The organism is Streptomyces sp. 351MFTsu5.1, assembly GCF_000383655.1.
Taxonomy (GTDB): Bacteria; Actinomycetota; Actinomycetes; order Streptomycetales; family Streptomycetaceae; genus Streptomyces; species Streptomyces griseorubiginosus.
Genome location: NZ_KB911778.1, coordinates 99952 through 120060 on the forward strand (window position 1 = coordinate 99952; position 20109 = coordinate 120060).

A 20109-nucleotide genomic window follows, 5' to 3' on the forward strand; every position below is an offset into this window, starting at 1 on the left:
ACGTGCGCACGCCGTACCGGCACGTCAGGATGGCCAGGGTCGATACTGGTCGGACGACCGGCACCACCGATAACGGATGCTTTAGGAGCCACACCGTATGAGCACTACAGCGCAGATCGGCGTCACGGGCCTCGCGGTCATGGGCCGCAACCTGGCCCGCAACTTCGCCCGCAACGGCTATACGGTCGCCCTGCACAACCGGACCGCGTCGCGTACGCACGCCCTGGTCGAGGAGTTCGGGAGCGAGGGCGACTTCATCGCGGCCGAGACCGCCAAGGAGTTCGTGGCGGCCCTGGAGCGGCCGCGCCGGCTGGTCATCATGGTGAAGGCCGGGGAGCCGACCGACGCGGTGATCCAGGAGTTCGCACCGCTGCTCGAGCCCGGCGACATGATCATCGACGGCGGCAACGCCCACTTCGCGGACACCCGGCGCCGGGAGCGTGAACTGCGGGAGCAGGGCATCCACTTCGTCGGCATGGGCGTCTCCGGCGGCGAGGAGGGCGCGCTCAACGGCCCGAGCATCATGCCGGGCGGCCCGAAGGAGTCGTACGACTCGCTCGGCCCGATGCTGGAGAAGATCTCCGCGAAGGCGGCGGACGGCTCGCCGTGCGTGACCCACGTCGGTCCCGACGGGGCCGGGCACTTCGTGAAGATGGTGCACAACGGCATCGAGTACGCCGACATGCAGCTGATCGGCGAGGCGTACCAGCTGCTGCGCGATGTCGCCGGGTACTCCCCCGCCCAGATCGCCGACATCTTCCGCACCTGGAACACGGGTCGGCTCGACTCGTACCTGATCGAGATCACCGCCGAGGTGCTCTCCCACGTGGACGCGGCGACCGGCAAGCCGTTCGTGGACGTCGTGGTGGACCAGGCCGAGCAGAAGGGCACGGGCCGCTGGACCGTGCAGATCGCGCTGGACCTGGGTGTCCCGGTCTCCGGTATCGCGGAGGCCGTCTTCGCGCGCTCGCTGTCCGGCCACGCGGAGCTGCGGGAGGCGTCCCGTGGACTCGCCGGGCCCAAGGCGTCGCCCCTGTCCGAGTCCGAGGCGGGTGCCTTCGCGGACCGGGTCGAGCAGGCGCTGTACGCCTCGAAGATCGTGTCGTACACGCAGGGCTTCCACGAGATCGCGGCCGCGCGTGAGGAGTACGACTGGGACATCGACCTGGGCGCCGTCTCCGCGATCTGGCGCGGTGGCTGCATCATCCGGGCGGCCTTCCTGGACCGGATCCGCTCGGCGTACGACACCCGCGCGGACCTGCCGAGCCTGCTCTCCGACGACACGTTCGCGCAGGAGATCGCCGACGCGCAGGACGACTGGCGTGACGTGATCATCGCGGCGACGCGGCAGGGGGTTCCGGTGCCCGGGTTCTCGGCGGCGCTGGCCTACTACGACGCGCTGCGCGCCGAGCGGCTGCCCGCGGCCCTCACGCAGGGGCAGCGTGACTTCTTCGGTGCGCACACCTACCGGCGCACGGACCGCGACGGCTCGTTCCACACGCTGTGGGGCGGGGACCGGTCCGAGGTGACGGGCTGAGCATCGCGCGGACGAGAGAGGGGGACCACCTGGCGGTGGTCCCCCTCTTGTCCGTGGTCTCCGTCAGCTGAGCGGCGGTCCCGGCTCGGGGTTCGGCACGGGCTCGGGGCCGGGCGGAACGGGGTCGGGGCCCGGCGGGACCGGGGACGGCGCCGGGTCGGGAGCCGGGCTCGGCCCGGGGCCCGGGGTCGGGGTCGGGCTCGGGGGTGACGGGGGTTCCGGGGCGGGACCCGGTGTGGGGACCGGCCCGGGGCCCGGGGTGGGACCCGGGGGGACGGGGTCGGGGTACGGGTTGGTCATCAGGTCCTCCAGCCAGTCGGTCGACGCCGGCACGGTTTCGTGTGCCGCCGTCTCTGGACTACTCCCCACGTACCCGCGAGCCTTCCTGGCAGTCACTCGGGAGTGTGAGGGGTGGGGGCCGGGTGGTGGGGCGGGGTTCGGGCCGGGGTGCTGATGCACGGCGGGCCGGCGGAGCGGCGGAGCGGCGGAGCGGCGATGCTCACGAAGCGGCGAGACAACCGCTCGACGTCGGTGCGGCTTCGACGCCACAGGCGGCAGGACCCCGCTCGCGGACCAAGCGGGCCGCGGCCGACGGGCCGGCGGGAGTGCCGGAGAGGCAGGGCCGCGCCCCATGAGGCGACCGGAGCCGCGGTCCTCGGCACGGGAGTCGGCCACGTCACCGCCCCATGGGGGCCGTGGCCCTCAGAAGCCCTCGGGGTTCGCCTTCAGCCAGTCCTTCGCGGCTCGGAGCAGGTCCGGGTCCGCGGCGGGGGCCTCGTCGGGGTGGCGCTCGGCCCACTTGACGACGTACGGGCACAGCGGGGCCACGGGTACACCCTCGCGGGCCGCGATGGCGTACAGCTCGCGGGCCAGGGAGCCGGCGATGCCCTGTCCCTCGTGGGCCGGCTCGACGATGGTGTGGACCGGGACCAGGGCGCGCTCGGGAGACTCGAGGACGAAGTACTGGATGTGGCCCACGACTTCGCCTCCCCCGGAACCGAACGCCTCCAGGCGCCCGGCCTGTCGGTCGTCGCGGATCTCGATGTCGCTCATGGGCACGCTCCTGGTCCGAAGGTCGTGGGGCGGGTCAGACCGACACCGCCTGCGGGCTGCGCTCCTGGTCCGACCCCGGCACCGGCTCGGACGGATCGGCCCCGAGCGCGATGATGCGGTTGTCCCGGTCCACGTGCACGACCCGGGGTTCGAGTGCCCGCGCCTCGGCGTCGGTCACCTGAGCGTAACTGATGATGATCACCAGATCTCCGGGATGCACGAGATGGGCGGCGGCCCCGTTGATCCCGATGACACCGGAACCGCGCTCGCCTTCGATGACGTACGTCTCCAACCGGGCGCCGTTGGTGATGTCGACGATGTGGACGAGCTCACCGGGCAGCAGATCGGCGGCGTCGAGAAGATCCGCGTCGATGGTCACCGATCCCACGTAGTGCAGGTCGGCCTGGGTGACGGTGGCACGGTGGATCTTGGACTTGAACATGGTGCGCAGCATGTCGAACTCCTGAAAGACGGCTCCCTGCCTGCTTTTGCAGGTCAAGGGCGGTCTGCACTCTACATACGGACACGCGACGGCGTCATGGTGAGGAATCTCGCCTCCGCCCGGAAATCCCTCTGGGAGTCGGTCTTCACGCGAGCCACGCGGACTCCCTGTGCCGCAGCCGCGGGGAGACGTCCGAGCGGCCCGTGACCGTCGGGGTGCCCGGGGTGCCGGGTACGGCCGCGTGTCCCAGGTGCCGGTGCACGGAGTGGATGGCCATCGCGCCCTCGCCGGCCGCGGAGGCCACCCTCTTCACCGAGCCGCTGCGGACGTCCCCCACCGCGAAGACCCCGGGCAGGCCGGCCTCCAGGGTCATGCACGAGCGGCCGCGGCCGTGCCACACCTCGGGGTGGGCGCAGGCTTCCTGGGCCTCCGGACCGGTGACGACGAAGCCGCGGGAGTCGAGGGCGACGGTGCCTGCGAGCCACTCGGTGTGCGGTTCGGCGCCGGTGAAGACGAACAGGCTCCGTGCCCCGAGGCGGCGGTGCACGCCCGTGCGGTTGTCGACCACGTCGAGCTCCTCCAGGACTTCCCGGCCGATGACCTCGGTGACCTCGGTGTGCAGCATGACCTCCACCCGCGGATGGCGCTCGACCTGGTCGACCAGGTAACGGGACATGCTCGCCCCGAGGTCGCCTCCTCGGACCAGCAGGTACACCTTCGGCGCGTACCCGGCGAGGAACAGCACCGCCTGGCCCGCCGAGTTGCCTCCGCCGACGACGGCCACCGGGTCGGTGCGGCACTGCTGGGCCTCGTAGACGGTCGCCGAGTAGTGCACGCTCGTTCCCTCCAGGCGTGCGATGCCGGGTACCTGGAGCCGGCGGTAGCGGGCACCCATGGCCAGGACGACGGCGCGGGCGGCGATCTCGCCGCCGTCGGCGAACGCCACCACGTAGTGGTCCTCGTCCTTGGCGTGGAGGCCGGTCGCCTCCAGCGGAAGGCTGATCCCTGCGCCGAACTTGTCGGCCTGGAGCACGGCGCGTTCGGTGAGTTCGGCGCCGGAGATGCCGGACGGGAAGCCGAGCAGGTTCTCGATGCGGGACGACGTGCCGGCCTGGCCGCCGGTTGCCATCGCCTCCACCACGGTGGTGCTCAGGCCCTCGGAGGCGGCGTAGACCGCGGCGGCGAGGCCGGCGGGCCCGGAGCCCACGATGAGGACGTCGCCGTGACGGTTTCCGCCCGGCAGTGACGGCAGGCCGATGAGCCGGGCCAGTTCCGCGTTGCTGGGGTTGCGCAGCAGGGTGGTGTCCCGCCAGATGACGAGTGGTGTCTCCTCCGGGCCGACGCCGAAGCGGCGCAGCAGTTCCTCGGCCTCCCCGTCGGTCTCCAGGTCGATCCAGCGGTGCGGCAGCCGGTTGCGGACGGCGAACTCGCGCAGCCGTCTGGTGTCGGGCGAGTAGCGCGAGCCGATGATGCGGAAGCCGGCGCCCTGTCCGACGAGCAGCGCGCGACGGCACAGACAGGCGCGCAGCACGGTGTCCCCGATGGCGGGGTCCTGGGACACCAGGTGGCGCAGCCGGTCCAGGGAGACGACGAGGACCTCGCCGGGTTCCCTGGCGACAGCGGTGTAGAAGGCCACTTGTCCGTGCAGCAGGCCGAGTTCGCCGATGAAGCGACCGGGGCCGTGCACGCGCAGCACGTGCTCCTCGGGTGTGCCGTGGTTCTCGACGACGGCGACGGATCCGCCGAGGACGACGAAGAACGCCTCGCAGGGCTCGCCCTCCTGGATCAGCACCTCGTCCGGGACCATGGTCCGCCGTCGCCCGTGCTCCGCGAGACGTGCTGTCTGGTCCTCCGTGAGGCGCGGGTACGCGCCGTAGAGGTCAGGGGTCTCCCAGAAGGCGACCTCGTCCGCTTTCTCTGGTTTCTCCGATATCTCCGATATCTCCGGTATCGGTTCCTCGCCGGGCGGCGGCCGGTCGCCGGACATCAGACGAACGCCTCGTGGACGTAGCACCAGCGCCATTCCTCGCCGGGCTGGAAGGATTGCACGATCGGATGGGCTTCGGCGGCGGCGTGCCTGCGCGCGTGCCTGTTCGGCGAGGAGTCGCAGCAGCCGACGTGCCCGCAGGTCAGGCAGAGCCTGAGGTGGACCCACGGGGAGCCGGTCATCAGACACTCCTGACACCCTTCCGGGGTCAGCGGCTGCACCGGCCGGACGAGCGCGAGGTGGGGGTCTGCGTGCAGGGTCATCCGGATCACCCTTTCGGGGTGGTGATCGACTGTTCCACCCACCGGCGCAGAGCGGGGGCGGGTGCCGCCCCCGCCTGCCGGGCGACCGTCTCGCCCCGGTCGAGGACCAGCAGTGTCGGTACGGCCTGGACCTCGAAACGCCGGGACAGCCGTGGGTTCTTGTCCGTGTCGACCTTGACGAGTTTGATGCGGCCGGCGAGATCGGTGGCGACCTTCTCCAGTGCCGGGCTGACCATGCGGCAGGGGCCGCACCAGGTGGCCCACAGGTCGACCACGACGGGGATGTCGGCCCGCTCGGCGACCTCGGTGAAGTCGTCGTCGCCCGCGTCCACCATCCACGGCAGGGGCTGCTTGCAGTGGCCGCACCTGGGGCTGCCCTCAGCGGCCGCGGGCACCCGGTTGACGCGCCCGCAGTTCGGGCAACTGACGGTCGTCGCCTGCGTGGTGTTCATGCCGCCCGCGCTCCCTTCACGTCCTCGGGCCGGTCGTAGGTGACCACCAGCTCTCCGTGTTCGGCGTCGACGCGGACCGTCGCGCCGTCCTGGACGTCCCCGCGCAGCAGGGCGCGTCCGACCATCGTCTCGACCTCGTGGGAGATGTACCGGCGCAGCGGCCGGGCCCCGTAGACCGGGTCGTAGCCCTGGTGGGCGATCACCTCACGTGCGGCTTCGGTGAGTTCGACGGCGATACGACGTTCGGCGAGGCGGCGGCGGAGTTCGTCGAACTGAAGCTCCACGATCCGCTCGATCTGCCGCTCGCCGAGCGGCTTGAACAGCACGATGTCGTCGACGCGGTTGAGGAACTCCGGGCGGAAGTGCCCCCGCAGCTCGCCCGTCACCAGGGCGCGGGCGTCCGGCTTGATCTCGCCGTCGGCGGTGGCGCCGTCCAGGAGGTGCTCGGAGCCGATGTTCGACGTCATGATGATCACGGTGTTGCGGAAGTCGACAGTACGGCCATGGGAGTCGGTGATGCGGCCGTCGTCGAGGACCTGGAGGAGGGTGTTGAAGACATCGGTGTGCGCCTTCTCGATCTCGTCGAACAGGACGACCGAGTACGGCTTGCGGCGTACGGCCTCGGTGAGCTGGCCGCCTTCCTCGTAGCCGACGTATCCGGGCGGGGCCCCCATGAGCCGGCTGACGGTGTGCCGCTCCTGGTACTCGCTCATGTCGAGGCGGACCATGTTCTCCTCGGAGTCGAACAGGGCGGCGGCGAGGGTCTTGGCCAGTTCGGTCTTCCCGACACCGGTGGGGCCGAGGAAGATGAACGAGCCGATGGGACGGCGCGGGTCGCGGATGCCGGAGCGGGCGCGGATGATGGCGTCGGCGACGAGTTTGACGGCCTCGTCCTGGCCGATGACCCGCTCCCGCAGGATCTCGTCGAGGCGCAGCAGCTTCTCGCGTTCGCCCTCCTGGAGACGGGCGACGGGGACGCCGGTCCAGGCGGCCACGATCTCGGCGATCTCCTCCTCGGTGACGACCTCGCGCAGCAGCCGGTTCTGCCCTTGTTTGGCGGCCAGTTGCTCCTCCTCGGCCTCCAGTCGGCGCTCCAGGTCCTGGAGGCGGCCGTAGCGGAGTTCGGCGGCACGGTTGAGGTCGTAGACGCGTTCGGCCTCCTCCGCCTCGTGGCGGACCTGCTCCAGTTCCTGGCGCAGGTCCTGCACCCGTCGGATGGCCTGCCGTTCGGCCTCCCACTGGGCGTGCTTGGCGTCGGCCTCGCCGCGCAGGTCGGCCAGTTCCCTGCGCAGTTCCTCCAGGCGGGCTCTGCTGGCGGCGTCGGTCTCCTTGGACAGGGCCGCGTCCTCGATCTCCAGGCGGGTCACCCGGCGGGTGATCTCGTCGAGTTCGGCGGGCATGGAGTCGATCTCGGTGCGCAGCCGGGCGCACGCCTCGTCGACGAGGTCGATGGCCTTGTCGGGCAGGAACCGGTCGGTGATGTAGCGGTGGCTGAGGGTGGCCGCGGAGACCAGTGCGGTGTCCTGGATCTTCACGCCGTGGAAGACCTCCAGGCGTTCGCGCAGTCCGCGCAGGATGGAGATGGTGTCCTCCACGCTCGGCTCCTCGACCAGGACCTGCTGGAAGCGGCGTTCGAGGGCGGCGTCCTTCTCGATGTGCTTGCGGTACTCGTCGAGGGTGGTGGCGCCGATCATGTGGAGTTCGCCGCGCGCGAGCATCGGCTTGAGCATGTTGCCCGCGTCCATGGCCCCTTCGGCGGCGCCCGCGCCGACGACGGTGTGCAGTTCGTCGACGAAGAGCAGGATGCGCCCCTGGGCGGCCTTCACCTCGGACAGCACGGCCTTGAGGCGTTCCTCGAACTCGCCGCGGTACTTGGCGCCGGCGACCAGGGAGCCCATGTCGAGGGCGAACACCGTCTTGTCGCGCAGTCCTTCGGGGACGTCGCCGCGGACGATGCGCTGGGCCAGGCCCTCGACGATGGCGGTCTTGCCGACGCCGGGATCGCCGATGAGGACGGGGTTGTTCTTGGTCTTGCGGCTGAGGATCTGGGTGACGCGGCGGATCTCGGCGTCCCGGCCGATGACCGGGTCCAGCCGTCCGGACCGGGCTTCGATGACGAGATCGCGGCCGTACTTCTCCAGTGCCTCGTAGGCCACTTCGGGGTTGGCGGAGGTGACGCGCTGGTTGCCGCGGACCTGGGTGAGGACGCCCAGGAACGAGTCCCGGGTCACGCCGCGCTCCTTGAGCAGGCGTCCTGCGGCGGTCGCCGAGCCCTCCTCTGCCAGGGCGAGAAGGAGGTGCTCCACGGACACGTACTCGTCCTTGAGGCGTTTGGCCTCGCGTTCGGCGGCGTCGAGCAGGCGGGACAGGCGCTGGGTGACGAAGACCTGGCCGGGGGCCGCGCCGGGGCCGGTGACCTTCGGGCGGCGGGAGAGTTCCCCGCGCACGGCGGCGCGCAGTTCCTCCGGCTCGGCGCCGGCCTGTTGCAGCAGCCGTGGGACGAGACCGTCCTCCTGATCGAGAAGCGCGAGCAGCAGGTGTTCCCCGTCGACCTCGGTCTGCCCCATGCCGACGGCCACGCTCTGGGCCTCCTGGAGGGCTTCCTGGGACTTCTGGGTGAGACGGTTCATGTCCATGGGGGTGTTTCCCTCCTCGTGCCGCGGCCGCGCAGGGCTGATTCGAGCAGGCTGATGCGGTCCAGCAGATCGAGCACCAGGCCGATGGATGCGTAGTTGAGGCAGAGCCCGGTGCGCAGCCGCTGGACACGGGCCAGCACCGCCGGGGCCGTGGGATCGAACACCAGGTGCCCCGCGGAGTCGCGCTCGGCGTCGACCAGGCCGAGGGCGACGAACCGGCGAATCAGCTCGGGGTGGATGCCCGAGCGACGGGCCACGGTGGCCAGGGAGAGCCTGGGCACGGGGACGAGCGCGTACCGGACAGCCGTCGAGGCGGTGATGTCGGTGCCCGTTCCTGCCGGACGGCCGCCCACACCGGTCCGGCCGATGCCTCCCGCTCCCGCGGGTCGGTCGTTCATCGCGTCCTCCTGGGGTCGAACGAGGAAGTGGCGGCGAGCTCCTCGAACAGCTCGCGCTCCCGTTCGCTGAGCTTGGGCGGCACCATGACGCGGAGTTCGGCGTACAGGTCGCCGTTCGCGCCCCGCGGGTTCGGCATGCCCTCGCCGCGCAGCCGGAGCCGCCGACCGCTGGACGAGCCCGCGGGGACCGTGACCTTCGCCGTGCCGCCGCCGGGCGTGGGCACCGGCACGGTCGCACCCAGGGCCGCCTCCCAGGGGGTGACCGGGACCTGGACGTGCACGTCACGGCCGTCCAGCCGGAACCGGGGGTGGGGCTGGACGCGCACCCGCAGGTACAGATCGCCGGCGGCTGCGTCTCCGCGGCCCTGACCACCCTCACCCGCCAGCCGGATGCGCTGACCGTCGGTGACGCCCGCCGGCACGTCGACCTCGTAACGCCGCGGCTGCCCGGCGGGGCCCGCCAGGGTGACGGTGCGACGGCCGCCCCGGTACGCCTCCTCGACGGTGAGCGGCAGTTCGGCCTCCTGGTCCGCTCCGGGGACACCGCCTCGGGCGGCGCCGGCTCCGAACATGGAGCCGAACAGGTCCTCGATGTCGATGCCCTCCGCCCCGAGGTCGTCGCCGAAGCCGGTGCTGTAGCGGACCCGGGGGCCGCCCGCGCCCGCGGTCCTCCGGCCGCGGAAGCCGCCGCCCGCTCCGGCCGCCACCCGTTCGTCGAAGTCCTCGGGGATCTGGCGGAAGTCCTCGCCGAAGCGGTCGTAGCGGGCCCGGCTCCTGGGATCGGACAGGACGCTGTGCGCCTCGTTGAGGTCCTTGAAGCGTTCCTCCGCCCCGGGGTCCTTGTTGACGTCGGGGTGGTACTTGCGGGCGAGCTTGCGATACGCCTGCTGGATCTCGTCCTGGCTCGCGGTCCGCGGCACGCCCAGCACCTCGTAGAAGTCCTGTGCCATGGCCGGTCACTCCCGCTTCGCGACGGTCACGGCAGCGGGCCTGAGCTGCCGTTCGCCGTCCCCGTAGCCGGGGCGCAGCACCTCTACGACGGTGCCCGGTGCGGCGTCGGGGTCCTGGACGACGCCGACCACCTCGTGCCGGGCCGGGTCGAAGGGGACCCCGGTCTCCGCGTGCCGCGGGTAGCCGAGCAGTTCGAGGACGTTCACCGCCTGGTCGCGTACCGCCCGGACGCCCGCCACGATCGGGCCCGGATCGGCGCCCGCGTGGGTCAGGGCGAGGTCGAGGTTGTCGAGGACGGGCAGGAAGGCGGCCGCCGTGCGGGACCGTTCGACCATCCGCTCGCGCTCCAGTTCCCTGGCGTGACGCTTGCGAAGGTTGTCGAGGTCGGCGAGCGCGCGCCGCCAGCGGTCCTCCAGTTCCTGGATCGCGGTCGTGTACTCGTCCTCGGCAGACGCGGGGCCGGCGGCGTCGGGCCCCGGTCCGCCGTCCGCCGCCTCGGGCCGGGGCGGCTCCGGCGGGGGCAGGTCCCCGCGAGGACCGGGTCCGGCGCCTTGCGGGACCTGTGCGCCCGGATCCGAGGCGGCCCGGCCGGGTTCCTGGGGGTGGCTGGGCATGGCGTGCCTCAGCCCTTGTCGAACTCGGCGTCTATGACGTCATCGTCACCGCCGCTGCCGCTGCCGCTCGGGGGACCGTCCGCCGCCGTGTCCTGGCCGGGGCCGCCGCCCGTGGCGGAGCCGCCCTGGTGGGCCGCCAGCCCGGCGAGCACCTGCTGGAGTTCGGAGGTCAGGGGCCGCACGCGCTCCACGCCCGCCTCTTCCTTGACCGCTGCCCGGGCGTCGGACACGAGCATCTCGGCGCGTGCCTTCTCGTGCGCGGGCGCCGCGTCGCCCAGTTCGGCGAGACGCTTCTCGACCTGGTAGGCGACGGCGTCGAGTTCGTTGCGGGCGTCGACTGCCTCGCGCAGTGCCTGGTCCTGGCCCTGGTTGCGCTCGGCCTCCTGGACCATGCGTTCGACCTCACTGCGGTCCAGGTTGGAGCTCTCGCTGATGGTGATGCCCTGTTCCTTGCCGGTGTCCCGGTCGCGGGCCTTGACGTTGAGGATGCCGTTGGCGTCGATGTCGAAGGTGACCTCGATCTGCGGTTCGCCCCGCGGCGCCGGGCGGATGTCGGTGAGCTGGAACCGGCCCAGCACACGGTTGTCGGCGGCCCGCTCGCGCTCGCCCTGGAGGACCACCACGTCGACGGCCGGCTGGTTGTCCTCGGCGGTGGAGAAGGTCTCGCTGCGGCGCACCGGGATGGTGGTGTTCCGCTCGATGATCTTCGTCATGACTCCACCGCGTGTCTCCAGGCCCAGCGACAGGGGTGTGACGTCGAGCAGCAGCACGTCCTTGACCTCGCCCTTGAGCACCCCGGCCTGGATCGCGGCGCCCAGCGCCACGACCTCGTCGGGGTTGACGCTCATGTTGGGCTCCTTGCCGCCGGTCAGCCGGCGGACCAAGGCCTGGACGGCGGGGATGCGGGTGGAACCGCCGACGAGGATCACCTCGTCGATGTCGCTCTCGCCGACCTTGGCGTCGGCCATCGCCTGCTGCACCGGACCCAGGCAACGCTCCACCAGGTCAGCGGTGATCTGCTCGAAGGTGGACCGCATGATCGAGTCGGTCAGGTGCTTGGGGCCCGAGGCGTCGGCGGTGATGAACGGCAGGCTGACCTGCGTCTGGGTCACCGAACTCAGCTCGGTCTTGGCCTTCTCCGCCGCCTCGAACAGTCGTTGCAGCGCCTGCGGGTCCTTGCGCAGGTCGATGCCGTTCTCCTTCTGGAAGTCGTCCGCGAGGTGGTCCACAAGGCGCCGGTCGAAGTCGTCGCCGCCCAGGTGGCTGTCACCGGCGGTGGAGCGCACCTCCACCACGCCGTCGCCGACGTCGAGGATGCTCACGTCGAAGGTGCCGCCGCCCAGGTCGAAGACGAGGACGGTCTCGTGCTCCTTCTTGTCCATGCCGTACGCGAGGGCGGCCGCAGTTGGTTCGTTGATGATCCGCAGCACCTCGAGGCCGGCGATCCGTCCGGCGTCCTTGGTGGCGGTGCGCTGGGCGTCGTTGAAGTAGGCGGGCACCGTGATGACCGCCTCCGTGACCCGCTCCCCCAGCTGCTTGGAGGCGTCGTCCGCGAGTTTGCGCAGCACCTGTGCGCTGATCTCCTCCGGCGCGTAGAGCTTGTCGCGCACCTTGATGCGGGCCGCCCCGCCGTCGCCCTCGACGACGTCGTACGCCACCGCCCTGGCCTCTTCGGAGATCTCGTCGAAGTGCCGGCCGATGAACCGCTTGGCCGAGTAGATGGTGCCCTTGGGGTTGAGGATCGCCTGGCGCCGGGCCAGCTGGCCCACCAGACGCTCCCCGGTGTCGGTGAAGGCCACCACGGACGGGGTGGTGCGGTTGCCCTCGCTGTTGGGCACGACGGACGGCTCGCCGCCCTCCCACACGGCGATCACCGAGTTGGTGGTGCCCAGGTCGATGCCCACTGCCTTGGCCATGAGGAACTCCTTCCGGTGCGACGCCTGCCTCGTTCCCCAGGGTGTCGAGCCGGCCGGCTCGACACCTGCGCCTGGCAGGTCAGAAACGCACGGGCTCGCTCGCCCCGCGAGTACGAGCCCGACAAACCGCACGCTCCTACGGCCCGCCCGGCGCCGACGGACGCTCGTGCGGGCCGATCCGGCAACCCCGTCTCGGGTAGGGCGGTCCGGGAACGGGTACGCGGGAAGGCGCTCGCCTCCGAGGACGGAGTGATCGCATGGTCGGCAGCCGGGTGTACCGCCTGTACCACCGCTACTCCGCCCGGAGGGGCAGCCTTCCGAAGGGTGGCGCCGGGCGGCAGGCCACGCCCGCGCCCAGGCGGTCCCGCCCCCTCGTCCGCACTCCGGCCGCCCGTGCCCTGCACGAACTGGCCGCGGTCTCCCAAGCCCTGTCCGAGGCCTCGGACGAAGGGGAGATCCTGCGCCTGGCCATGGACCACGTGGTCGCCGCGGGACCTTACAGCGCCGAGGCCGGGTACCTGAAGGTGGGCCACGACCTGGTCCCCAGCCCGGCAAACGGGCCCGCCCATGCCGTGGCGGTGGCCCGGAGGGTCCGGGAGCTGGCCGGGCAGGACGGCAAGGTGACCGTGGCCGGCAGGCCCTGGGGCCGGGCCCTGGGGCTGCGCGGACCTGCGGGGCTCCACGGCTATCTCGTCGTCACGGCCGTCGGGCGGCCCACCAGGGCTGAGCGTTCTCTGCTCGCCGTGCTCGTCCGGCAGACCGCCGCCGCACTTTCGGTCGCCGTCGCACGCCGCCGCCGGCACGAGGACGCGCTGGCGCTGCACCGGCTGCGGGAGGAACGCACCGTCCTCCAGCGGCAGCTGATCTCCGCGATGGCCGAGCTGGGCTGGGAGCGAGCCGTTCACGCTCTCATGGCCGACGTCGCCGCCTCGGGTGGCGGCGAGGAGGCCGTCACGCGTGCACTGCACGGGCTCACCGGTCTTCCCGCGCTGGTCGAGGACCGGTTCGGCCGGCTGAGGTCCTGGACCGGCCCCGGCCGCCCCGTCCCCTACCCCGAGCCGGACCCCGTGCGCCGGGACGACATGCTGCACGCCGTCGCCCGTCAGGCCGGGCCCGTGCGGATCGGGGACCGACTGGTCGCCCTGATCCGCCCGCACGGCGAGATCCTCGGCGTGCTGGCCCTGGTCGACGACCGCGACGAGGCCGACGAGCACACCGTCCTCGCGCTCGGACACGCCGCCACCTCGCTCGCCCTGGAGCTGACGCACCTGCGCAGTCTGGCCGAGGTGGAGCTGAGGCTGCACCGCGAGCTGGCCGACGACCTCCTGACCGGGACGGACGGACCGAGCGCCTACGCCCGGTCCGCGGCCGTCGGCCACGACCTGCACGGCAGCCATTACATCGTCGTGGTGCAGTGGTCGAACCGGACCACGGACGACTCCTTCGCGCAGAGCGTGGGACGGGTGGCCGCAGCGGTGGGCCTGCGTTCACTGCTGACCCGCCGCTCCGACCATGTCGTGCTCATCGCCGGCGACAGGCCGCACGCGCGGGCTTTGTACGAGGCGCTCGCCCGGGAGAACGGGACACGGTCCGGAACGATCGGAGTGAGCTCCTCCTGCGACTCCGTGGACGACATCCCCCACCACTACCGGGAGGCGCAACGCGCGCTGGACGTGCGCCGCCACTCCCGCGAGCGCTACGGCACGTCGTTCTTCGACGAGCTCGGTCTCTACCGCATCCTGGGACCCGGCAGTGGCCACCGGGAACTGGAGAGGTTCGTCCAGGAGTGGCTCGGGCAGCTCATCGACTACGACTCCCGGCACCACGCGACCATGGTGGAGACCCTGGCCCGGTACTTCGACTGCGGCGGCAACTACGACGAGACCGCCGACTCCCTCGCGATCCACCGCAGCACCCTGCGCTACCGGCTCCAGCGCATCCGCGACATCAGCGGTCACGACCTCGCGAACGTCGAGGACCGGCTGAACCTCCAGGTGGCGACCCGGGTGTGGAAGATCGTGCTGGGCGGGCTGGACTGACGCCATGGGGAGGCTGCCCAGCCTCTCTCCCCCCGGCTCTCGTCAGGACCGCGCGAGCCGGGCCGCGAGATAGGGCGCCGTGGCGCTGCGGCGGGACCCTGCCACCTTGGCGGGCGGGCCCGCCGCGACGACCCGCCCGCCCGCGTCGCCGCCGCCCGGGCCGAGGTCGATGACCCAGTCGGCGGTGGCGATCGTGTCCAGGTCGTGCTCGACGAGGACGACCGTGTTGCCGGCGTCGACGAGCCGGTGCAACTGACGCAGCAGCAGCGCGATGTCCGAGGGGTGCAGCCCCGCCGTCGGCTCGTCGAGCAGGTACAGCGCGTGCCCGCGGCGGGCTCGCTGGAGTTCGGTCGCCAGTTTGATGCGTTGCGCCTCGCCGCCGCTGAGTTCGGTCGCGGGCTGGCCCAGCCGCAGGTAGCCAAGCCCCACCTCGCGCAAGGTCTCCAGACTGCGGGAGGCGGCCGGGACGGCGGACAGGAACTTGGCGGCGTCGTCGACGGACAGTGCCAGCACTTCCGCGATGTCCTTGCCTTGGTAGGTGACTTCCAGCGTTTCGGCGTTGTAGCGGGCGCCACCGCAGGTCGGGCAGGGCGCGTAGGTGCCGGGCAGGAACAGCAGTTCCACCGCGACGAATCCTTCGCCCTGACAGGTCTCGCACCGGCCCTCGGGCACGTTGAAGGAGAACCGCCCGGCCGAGTAGCCGCGCGCCCGGGCCTCGTCCGTCGCCGCGTACAGCTTGCGCACCGCGTCGAACATCCCGGTGTACGTGGCCAGGTTGGACCGGGGGGTCCGGCCGATGGGCCGTTGGTCGACCAGGACCAGCCGGTCGAACGACTCGACACCCGAGGCCTCCTGGACGTCGACCTCCCACTGCGCCCCGTCCGGCTCCTCGGGCGCGAGTCCGAGGTGGTCGCGGACGACCTCGGCGAGCACCTGCGTCACCAGCGTCGACTTCCCGGAACCCGACACGCCCGTCACCGCCGTCAGGACGCACAGCGGTAGGTCGACGGACACGTCGTGCAGATTGTGCCGGGAGACGCCGCCCAGGTGCAGTCGGCCCTGCGGGCTGCGCGGGCGGTGATCGGGCGGCTGGGCGCGCCCGAACAGGTACTGGCTCGTGGCCGACTCCCCGACCGGTTCGAGACCGGCGACCGGGCCGCTGTACAGCACGCGTCCGCCGCCCTCGCCCGCGCCGGGGCCGATGTCGACGACCCAGTCCGCCCGCCGTACGACGTCCATGTCGTGCTCCACGACGAACAGCGAGTTGCCCGCCGCCCTGAGGCGGTCCAGCACCTCCAGCAGGGGTTCCGCGTCGGCCGGGTGCAGGCCCGCGGAGGGTTCGTCGAGGACGTAGACCACGCCGAACAGGCCCGAGCGCAGCTGGGTGGCGATCCGCAGGCGCTGCGCCTCGCCGGGCGACAGGGTCGTCGAGCGGCGTCCGAGGCCGAGATAGCCGAGGCCCAGGTCGAGCAGTACGTCGATCCGCGCGACCAGGTCGCGGCAGATCCGGACCGCGACCTCGGTGGTCTCCCCGGACCGTGCGGTCGTCGTGGTGGCGTCGGCCTCGGACCGCTCGGCGACGGGCCGCAGCAGCGCCACGACCTCGGTGAGCGGCATCGCGTTGATCTCGGCGACGGAACGTCCCGCGAAGGTCACGGCGAGCGCCTCGGGCCGCAGTCCGCTGCCGTGGCAGGCGGGGCAGGGCACGCTCCTGACGAACCGGAGCGCCCGTTCGCGCATCCTCTCGCTCCTGGAGTCGGCGAGGACGTGCATGACGTGCTTGCGGGCGCTCCAGAACGTGCCCTGGTAGCCGTAGTCGACGCGATCCTCCTCCGGCTCGATGTACACGGAGGGCTGCTCGTCCGTGTAGAGCAGCCAGTCGCGGTCCTTCTTCCTGAGCCTGCGCCACGGCCGGTCGATGTCGATGCCGAGGCCCTTCACGACACTGCGCAGGTTGGCGCCCTGCCAGGCGCCCGGCCAAGCGGCGATCGCCCCCTCGCGGATGCTCAGCGAGGGGTCCGGGACGAGCAGGTCCTCGGCGACGTCGTGCACGACCCCCAGCCCGTGGCATTCCGGGCAGGCGCCGGCCGCGGTGTTGGGCGAGAACGACTCGGCTTCCAGCCGTGCGGCCCCCGGCGGGTAGGTGCCGGCGCGGGAGTACAGCATGCGCAGCAGGTTGGACAGCGTGGTGAGGGTGCCGACCGTCGAGCGCGAGCCGGGCGACCCCCGTCGCTGCTGAAGCGCCACGGCCGGTGGCAGTCCGGTGATCTCCTGCACGTGCGGTGCGCCGACCTGCTGCAACAGCCTTCGGGCGTACGGCGCCACGGACTCGAAGTAGCGGCGCTGGGCCTCGGCGTAGAGCGTGCCGAACGCGAGCGAGGACTTGCCCGAACCGGAGACCCCGGTGAAGGCGACCATCGCGTCCCGCGGAACGTCGACGTCGACGGTGCGCAGGTTGTTCTCACTGGCGCCCCGGACATGCACGAAGGGGTCGGTCGCGTCCTTGTCCATCGTTGCCGAGTACCCGATCGCGCCGGAAACCGCGCGACCTCCGTCACCGGTCCCTCTTCAGACGCCGGAGGGTGTCGGCGTTACCTCGGGGCACCCTGTGGGCACTCGCGGTCGCGGGGCCTGCCGACGAGAAGGAGCCATCGGGTGTCGTCACAGGACGTAGTGGTCGTGGCTCTTCTGGCGGACCCGGATGCGCCGACGGAGATCGCGCAGCGCATGGCCCGGACTCTTCCGGACCGGCTCGCCGACCGGTCGGACCAGGGACGGCGGTTCGACGTCACGGTGGTGAGCGAACCCTTCACCGCCGAGGTCGAGGACCCTCTCGCCCTGATGCGACGGATCAGGGATCGCGCGGGCGACGGGCACTGGGACATCGTCGTGGCGCTCACCGACCTTCCGCTGCACTCACAGGGGCTCAAGCTCGTGGTGGATCTCAGTCACGAACACGGCTTGGCATTGCTGTCCCTTCCCACGCTGGGGGGCTTCCGGCTGGAGACAAGGGCCCGGCAGGCCGTGGAGGAGGCGGTGCTCAGCCTGGCCAGCCCGCGGAGCGAGGAGGCCGGGGAGCCGCCGGGAAGCCGGCCGCAGCGGCCACCCTTCACCGGACGTCTCGCGCCCATCCGTCAGGGCCGGGTCGACGAGGAGGAGATCGCGGATCTGCGGTACGTCGTCAGCGGGCCGCGCGGATATCTGAGGGTGCTCGGCGGGATGGTCCGCGCCAACCGGCCCTGGCGCCTGGTGCCCGGCTTGTCGAAGGCCCTGGCCGCCGCACTCGCCACGGGGGCCGTCGCCACCGTGAACTCCACCGTCTGGAGCCTCGCCACCTCCCTGAGCACGCCACGCCTGGTGATCGCCATGGTGGGGTCGGTCGCGCTGATGATCGGGTGGCTGATCGTGGACGCGAATCTCTGGCACCGAACCGACGAGGTGTCGCCGGAAGCGCGGAAGAGGGCGGCTCTCTACAACGCCTCGACGGTCGTGACCGTGGGTCTGGGGGTGATCGTGTGCTACGCGGGCCTGGCGGTCGTCAACCTGATCTGGGCGCTCTTCATCCTCAACGACCGGCTGTTCGCCTCCCTGACCCGCACCCCGCTGCATGCCACGGAGTACTGGACGCTGGCCTGGTTCGTCGCCTCGGTGGCCACGGTGGGCGGCGCCCTGGGCTCCGGCCTGGAGAGCGACGAGGCGATCCGGGCGGCCGCCTACTCCAAACGCGAACAGGAACGCCGCAGCCTGCTGGAGGAGGACTCCGACGACTAGCGCACGCCCCCGCCCCGCCTCCGCCCCCCCACGTCCCCGTGACCTGTCCGTTTCCGGGGTCGTCGGGTGGGGACCCGGCCGGTGTGGTGGCGTACGGAGCGGAGCAGCGGGTTCGGGTGGCGGCCGTGCGGGCGCGCTGGCTCCGGCAGACGTTCGTGCACTGGCCCTTCCCGCCGCAGGCGGTGCAGGCGCTGCTGCCGCCGGAACTCGCCGTGGACGTGTACGAGGGGGCGGCCTGGGTGGGTCTCACGCCGTTCGTCATGGCCGACGTGCGCCCGGTCGGCCTGCCCGCCACGGTGCCCGCCCTCCCCTCGTTCGCGGAGACCAACCTGCGCACGTACGTGCGGCGCGCGGACGGGCGGGACGGGATCTGGTTCCTGTCCATCGACGTGGCCAGCCCGGTGATGCTGGCGGCCCGTGCCGTGGGCGCCCCGTACCACCTGGGATCCCTGCGGGTCGCCGGGGACGGGGCCGGGGATGCCGTGTCGTACGCCGGGAGGCGGGTCGGGGGCCGGGTCTCGTACCGTCTGCGTGTCCGTCCCGGCGAGCCGCTGCGGCCGACGGAACGGGACGTGTGGCTGACCTCGCGCTGGCGGGCGTACACCCGTCGGCTGGGCCGTATCTGGGGGACACCGGTGGAACACGAACCCTGGCCGCTGGCGGACGCGGCCGTCGACGGGCTGGAGCAGACGCTGACCCGCGCGGCCGGTCTGCCCGTCCCGCTCGGCGAGCCCGTCGTGCACTTCTCCCCCGGCGTCACGCACGTCCGGCTGGGCGCATCCCGGCCGGCGTCCGCATGAGCCGTCCGCGACACCGCCGACGGCTGCGCTTCGACGGCTGGATCGCCGGTCTGGGCACGGCCTCCGGGACCCGGATCGTGCTGGGGCACTGGCCGGCGTCGCCGTTCGGGCCGTTCAGCGATGTGATGGTGGAACGGCCGGACGGGGAACGGCTGCTGCTCGCTCCCACGCGGGAGGTGGCGGACTTCGTCAGCGGCACCTATGTCTTCGACCGGGTCCGGGTCGTCCCGGTCGACGTCCGGGTCGCGGGCGGGATGTGGAGCGTCCTCGCCGGGCCGCTCGACCTGCGCTTCACGACCGGGCGCCGAGGACCTCTGGGCCTGCTGCTGCGCGCGGTGCCCGGCGTGCTCACCCGGCGGCCCGCCTGGTGCACGCTCACCTCCGTCCCCGCCCGCCTCCTGCTGCCGGGGGTACGCACCCGGGGCAGCGCGGGAGCGGGGCGCCGCGAGTGGTACGGGGCCCGGGACCTGCGGCCGGTCCGGGCGGTGTCGGCGGTCTTCGAGGGCGTCGACCTGGGTGCCGTGGCACCCGTCCGCCCGCCGGTGCGCTTCGGATTCGGCTCGGTGCCGAGGCAGCCCTCCCTGACCCGCGTCACGACCACGGTGGAACCGGCGCCGGGTGAGGCCCCCTGGAGGGGGTACCCGGCCGTCGGCGGACGAGTGAAGGCGGTTGAGCGGATCCGTCCCGGGCGGAGAGGAACACGAACATGACGGCACCGACCTCCCTGGACGATTCGGCGCGGCACAAGCGGCTGGTGATCTACCTCAACGATCACCTGGCCGGGGCCACGGCGGGCGTGGAACTGGCCCGCCGTGCGGCCGAGGAGCACCGTGCGTCCCCCTTCGGCGAGGACCTGGAGAGCCTGCGCAAGGAGATCTCGCAGGACCGCCAGGCCCTGGTGCGCCTCCTCGCCGACCTCGACGTACCCGTGCGGCACCACAAGGTGTACGCGGCCTGGCTGGCCGAGAAGGCCGGACGGGCGAAGCCCAACGGACGGCTGGTGCGTCGCTCCGGGCTCGCGCTGCTGGTCGAACTCGAGGCGCTGCGGCTGGGAGTTCAGGGCAAGGCGGCCCTGTGGCGCGGACTGCTCGCCGCGTCGGCACAGGACGCGCGCCTGCCCGCCGCCCGTCTGGAGGAGCTGCTGCGCAGGGCGGAGCGGCAGATCGAGACCCTCGACTCCCTGCACGGCAGGGCCGCGCCCGCGCTGCTGGAAGGGGCGGGGGCGCCGCAGCCGTCGTAGCGGGGGCTGT

At 72.1% G+C, this 20109-nt stretch carries 17 protein-coding genes; 6 read left to right on the forward strand and 11 right to left on the reverse strand.

Features of this window, described 5'->3' with window-relative positions:
• Nucleotides 1-97 precede the first annotated feature (97 nt).
• Entirely contained in the window at nt 98-1537 is a 1440-nt protein-coding gene (gene gndA / locus H295_RS0110105; protein ID WP_020135241.1) for an NADP-dependent phosphogluconate dehydrogenase, read from the forward strand.
• A gap of 702 nt (nt 1538-2239) precedes the next feature.
• Here gndA and H295_RS0110110 read toward each other — a convergent pair.
• From H295_RS0110110 to dnaK, 10 genes are all read right to left on the reverse strand, one after another.
• Entirely contained in the window at nt 2240-2590 is a 351-nt protein-coding gene (locus tag H295_RS0110110) for a GNAT family N-acetyltransferase (RefSeq protein WP_020135242.1), read from the reverse strand.
• Nucleotides 2591-2624: 34 nt separating this feature from the next.
• Nucleotides 2625-3044, reverse strand: a complete 420-nt coding sequence (panD, locus tag H295_RS0110115) for an aspartate 1-decarboxylase (RefSeq protein WP_020135243.1) — start codon at nt 3042-3044, stop codon at nt 2625-2627.
• Between the two features lie 133 nt (nt 3045-3177).
• The gene (locus tag H295_RS0110125) at nt 3178-5019 is read right to left on the reverse strand and encodes an FAD-dependent oxidoreductase (protein ID WP_020135244.1); all 1842 of its coding nucleotides are present in this window, start codon (nt 5017-5019) and stop codon (nt 3178-3180) included.
• On the reverse strand, nt 5019-5282 hold the full coding sequence (locus tag H295_RS0110130) for a UBP-type zinc finger domain-containing protein (RefSeq protein ID WP_028809224.1): 264 nt from the start codon (nt 5280-5282) through the stop codon (nt 5019-5021). Before H295_RS0110130 ends, H295_RS0110125 begins: the two co-directional genes overlap by 1 nt.
• Before the next feature lie 5 nt (nt 5283-5287).
• Entirely contained in the window at nt 5288-5734 is a 447-nt protein-coding gene (trxA, locus tag H295_RS0110135) for a thioredoxin (RefSeq protein WP_020135246.1), read from the reverse strand.
• Complete coding sequence (clpB, locus tag H295_RS0110140) at nt 5731-8370, reverse strand: ATP-dependent chaperone ClpB (protein ID WP_020135247.1); 2640 nt, start codon at nt 8368-8370, stop codon at nt 5731-5733. The genes trxA and clpB overlap by 4 nt, the downstream gene beginning before the upstream one ends.
• Nucleotides 8361-8768, reverse strand: coding sequence for a chaperone modulator CbpM (locus H295_RS0110145; RefSeq protein ID WP_020135248.1), 408 nt, complete (start codon nt 8766-8768; stop codon nt 8361-8363). The genes clpB and H295_RS0110145 overlap by 10 nt, the downstream gene beginning before the upstream one ends.
• A complete protein-coding gene (locus H295_RS0110150; RefSeq protein ID WP_020135249.1) occupies nt 8765-9718 on the reverse strand; it encodes a DnaJ C-terminal domain-containing protein in 954 nt (317 codons plus the stop codon). The genes H295_RS0110145 and H295_RS0110150 overlap by 4 nt, the downstream gene beginning before the upstream one ends.
• Before the next feature lie 6 nt (nt 9719-9724).
• On the reverse strand, nt 9725-10333 hold the full coding sequence (locus tag H295_RS0110155) for a nucleotide exchange factor GrpE (protein WP_020135250.1): 609 nt from the start codon (nt 10331-10333) through the stop codon (nt 9725-9727).
• Between the two features lie 8 nt (nt 10334-10341).
• Nucleotides 10342-12249 carry a molecular chaperone DnaK gene (dnaK, locus tag H295_RS0110160; protein ID WP_020135251.1) on the reverse strand — a complete coding sequence of 636 codons (1908 nt, stop codon included), beginning with the start codon at nt 12247-12249 and terminating at the stop codon, nt 10342-10344.
• A gap of 257 nt (nt 12250-12506) precedes the next feature.
• Here dnaK and H295_RS0110165 point away from each other — a divergent pair, with 257 nt between their 5' ends.
• Nucleotides 12507-14288, forward strand: a complete 1782-nt coding sequence (locus H295_RS0110165; RefSeq protein ID WP_020135252.1) for a PucR family transcriptional regulator — start codon at nt 12507-12509, stop codon at nt 14286-14288.
• A gap of 42 nt (nt 14289-14330) precedes the next feature.
• Here the strand turns inward: H295_RS0110165 and uvrA are convergent, their stop codons facing one another.
• Complete coding sequence (gene uvrA / locus H295_RS0110170; RefSeq protein ID WP_020135253.1) at nt 14331-16799, reverse strand: excinuclease ABC subunit UvrA; 2469 nt, start codon at nt 16797-16799, stop codon at nt 14331-14333.
• A 144-nt stretch (nt 16800-16943) separates the two neighbouring features.
• Here uvrA and H295_RS0110175 point away from each other — a divergent pair, with 144 nt between their 5' ends.
• The 4 genes from H295_RS0110175 to H295_RS0110190 all read left to right on the forward strand — a co-directional run bounded on the left by H295_RS0110175 (nt 16944) and on the right by H295_RS0110190 (nt 20099).
• A complete protein-coding gene (locus H295_RS0110175; RefSeq protein ID WP_234021584.1) occupies nt 16944-18059 on the forward strand; it encodes a hypothetical protein in 1116 nt (371 codons plus the stop codon).
• Nucleotides 18060-18142: 83 nt separating this feature from the next.
• A complete protein-coding gene (locus H295_RS0110180) occupies nt 18143-18859 on the forward strand; it encodes a YqjF family protein (protein ID WP_028809226.1) in 717 nt (238 codons plus the stop codon).
• The gene (locus H295_RS0110185) at nt 18856-19569 is read left to right on the forward strand and encodes a hypothetical protein (RefSeq protein ID WP_020135256.1); all 714 of its coding nucleotides are present in this window, start codon (nt 18856-18858) and stop codon (nt 19567-19569) included. Before H295_RS0110180 ends, H295_RS0110185 begins: the two co-directional genes overlap by 4 nt.
• The gene (locus tag H295_RS0110190) at nt 19566-20099 is read left to right on the forward strand and encodes a hypothetical protein (protein ID WP_020135257.1); all 534 of its coding nucleotides are present in this window, start codon (nt 19566-19568) and stop codon (nt 20097-20099) included. The genes H295_RS0110185 and H295_RS0110190 overlap by 4 nt, the downstream gene beginning before the upstream one ends.
• Nucleotides 20100-20109: the final 10 nt, after the last annotated feature.

Excerpts from the sequence above, each read along its gene's own strand:
- gndA (WP_020135241.1), top strand. The coding sequence starts at position 98 with ATGAGCACTACAGCGCAGATCGGCGTCACGGGCCTCGCGGTCATGGGC.
- H295_RS0110110 (WP_020135242.1), bottom strand. The coding sequence starts at position 2,590 with ATGAGCGACATCGAGATCCGCGACGACCGACAGGCCGGGCGCCTGGAG.
- panD (WP_020135243.1), bottom strand. The coding sequence starts at position 3,044 with ATGCTGCGCACCATGTTCAAGTCCAAGATCCACCGTGCCACCGTCACC.
- H295_RS0110125 (WP_020135244.1), bottom strand. The coding sequence starts at position 5,019 with ATGTCCGGCGACCGGCCGCCGCCCGGCGAGGAACCGATACCGGAGATA.
- H295_RS0110130 (WP_028809224.1), bottom strand. The coding sequence starts at position 5,282 with ATGACCCTGCACGCAGACCCCCACCTCGCGCTCGTCCGGCCGGTGCAG.
- trxA (WP_020135246.1), bottom strand. The coding sequence starts at position 5,734 with ATGAACACCACGCAGGCGACGACCGTCAGTTGCCCGAACTGCGGGCGC.
- clpB (WP_020135247.1), bottom strand. The coding sequence starts at position 8,370 with ATGGACATGAACCGTCTCACCCAGAAGTCCCAGGAAGCCCTCCAGGAG.
- H295_RS0110145 (WP_020135248.1), bottom strand. The coding sequence starts at position 8,768 with ATGAACGACCGACCCGCGGGAGCGGGAGGCATCGGCCGGACCGGTGTG.
- H295_RS0110150 (WP_020135249.1), bottom strand. The coding sequence starts at position 9,718 with ATGGCACAGGACTTCTACGAGGTGCTGGGCGTGCCGCGGACCGCGAGC.
- H295_RS0110155 (WP_020135250.1), bottom strand. The coding sequence starts at position 10,333 with ATGCCCAGCCACCCCCAGGAACCCGGCCGGGCCGCCTCGGATCCGGGC.
- dnaK (WP_020135251.1), bottom strand. The coding sequence starts at position 12,249 with ATGGCCAAGGCAGTGGGCATCGACCTGGGCACCACCAACTCGGTGATC.
- H295_RS0110165 (WP_020135252.1), top strand. The coding sequence starts at position 12,507 with ATGGTCGGCAGCCGGGTGTACCGCCTGTACCACCGCTACTCCGCCCGG.
- uvrA (WP_020135253.1), bottom strand. The coding sequence starts at position 16,799 with ATGGACAAGGACGCGACCGACCCCTTCGTGCATGTCCGGGGCGCCAGT.
- H295_RS0110185 (WP_020135256.1), top strand. The coding sequence starts at position 18,856 with ATGAGCCGTCCGCGACACCGCCGACGGCTGCGCTTCGACGGCTGGATC.
- H295_RS0110190 (WP_020135257.1), top strand. The coding sequence starts at position 19,566 with ATGACGGCACCGACCTCCCTGGACGATTCGGCGCGGCACAAGCGGCTG.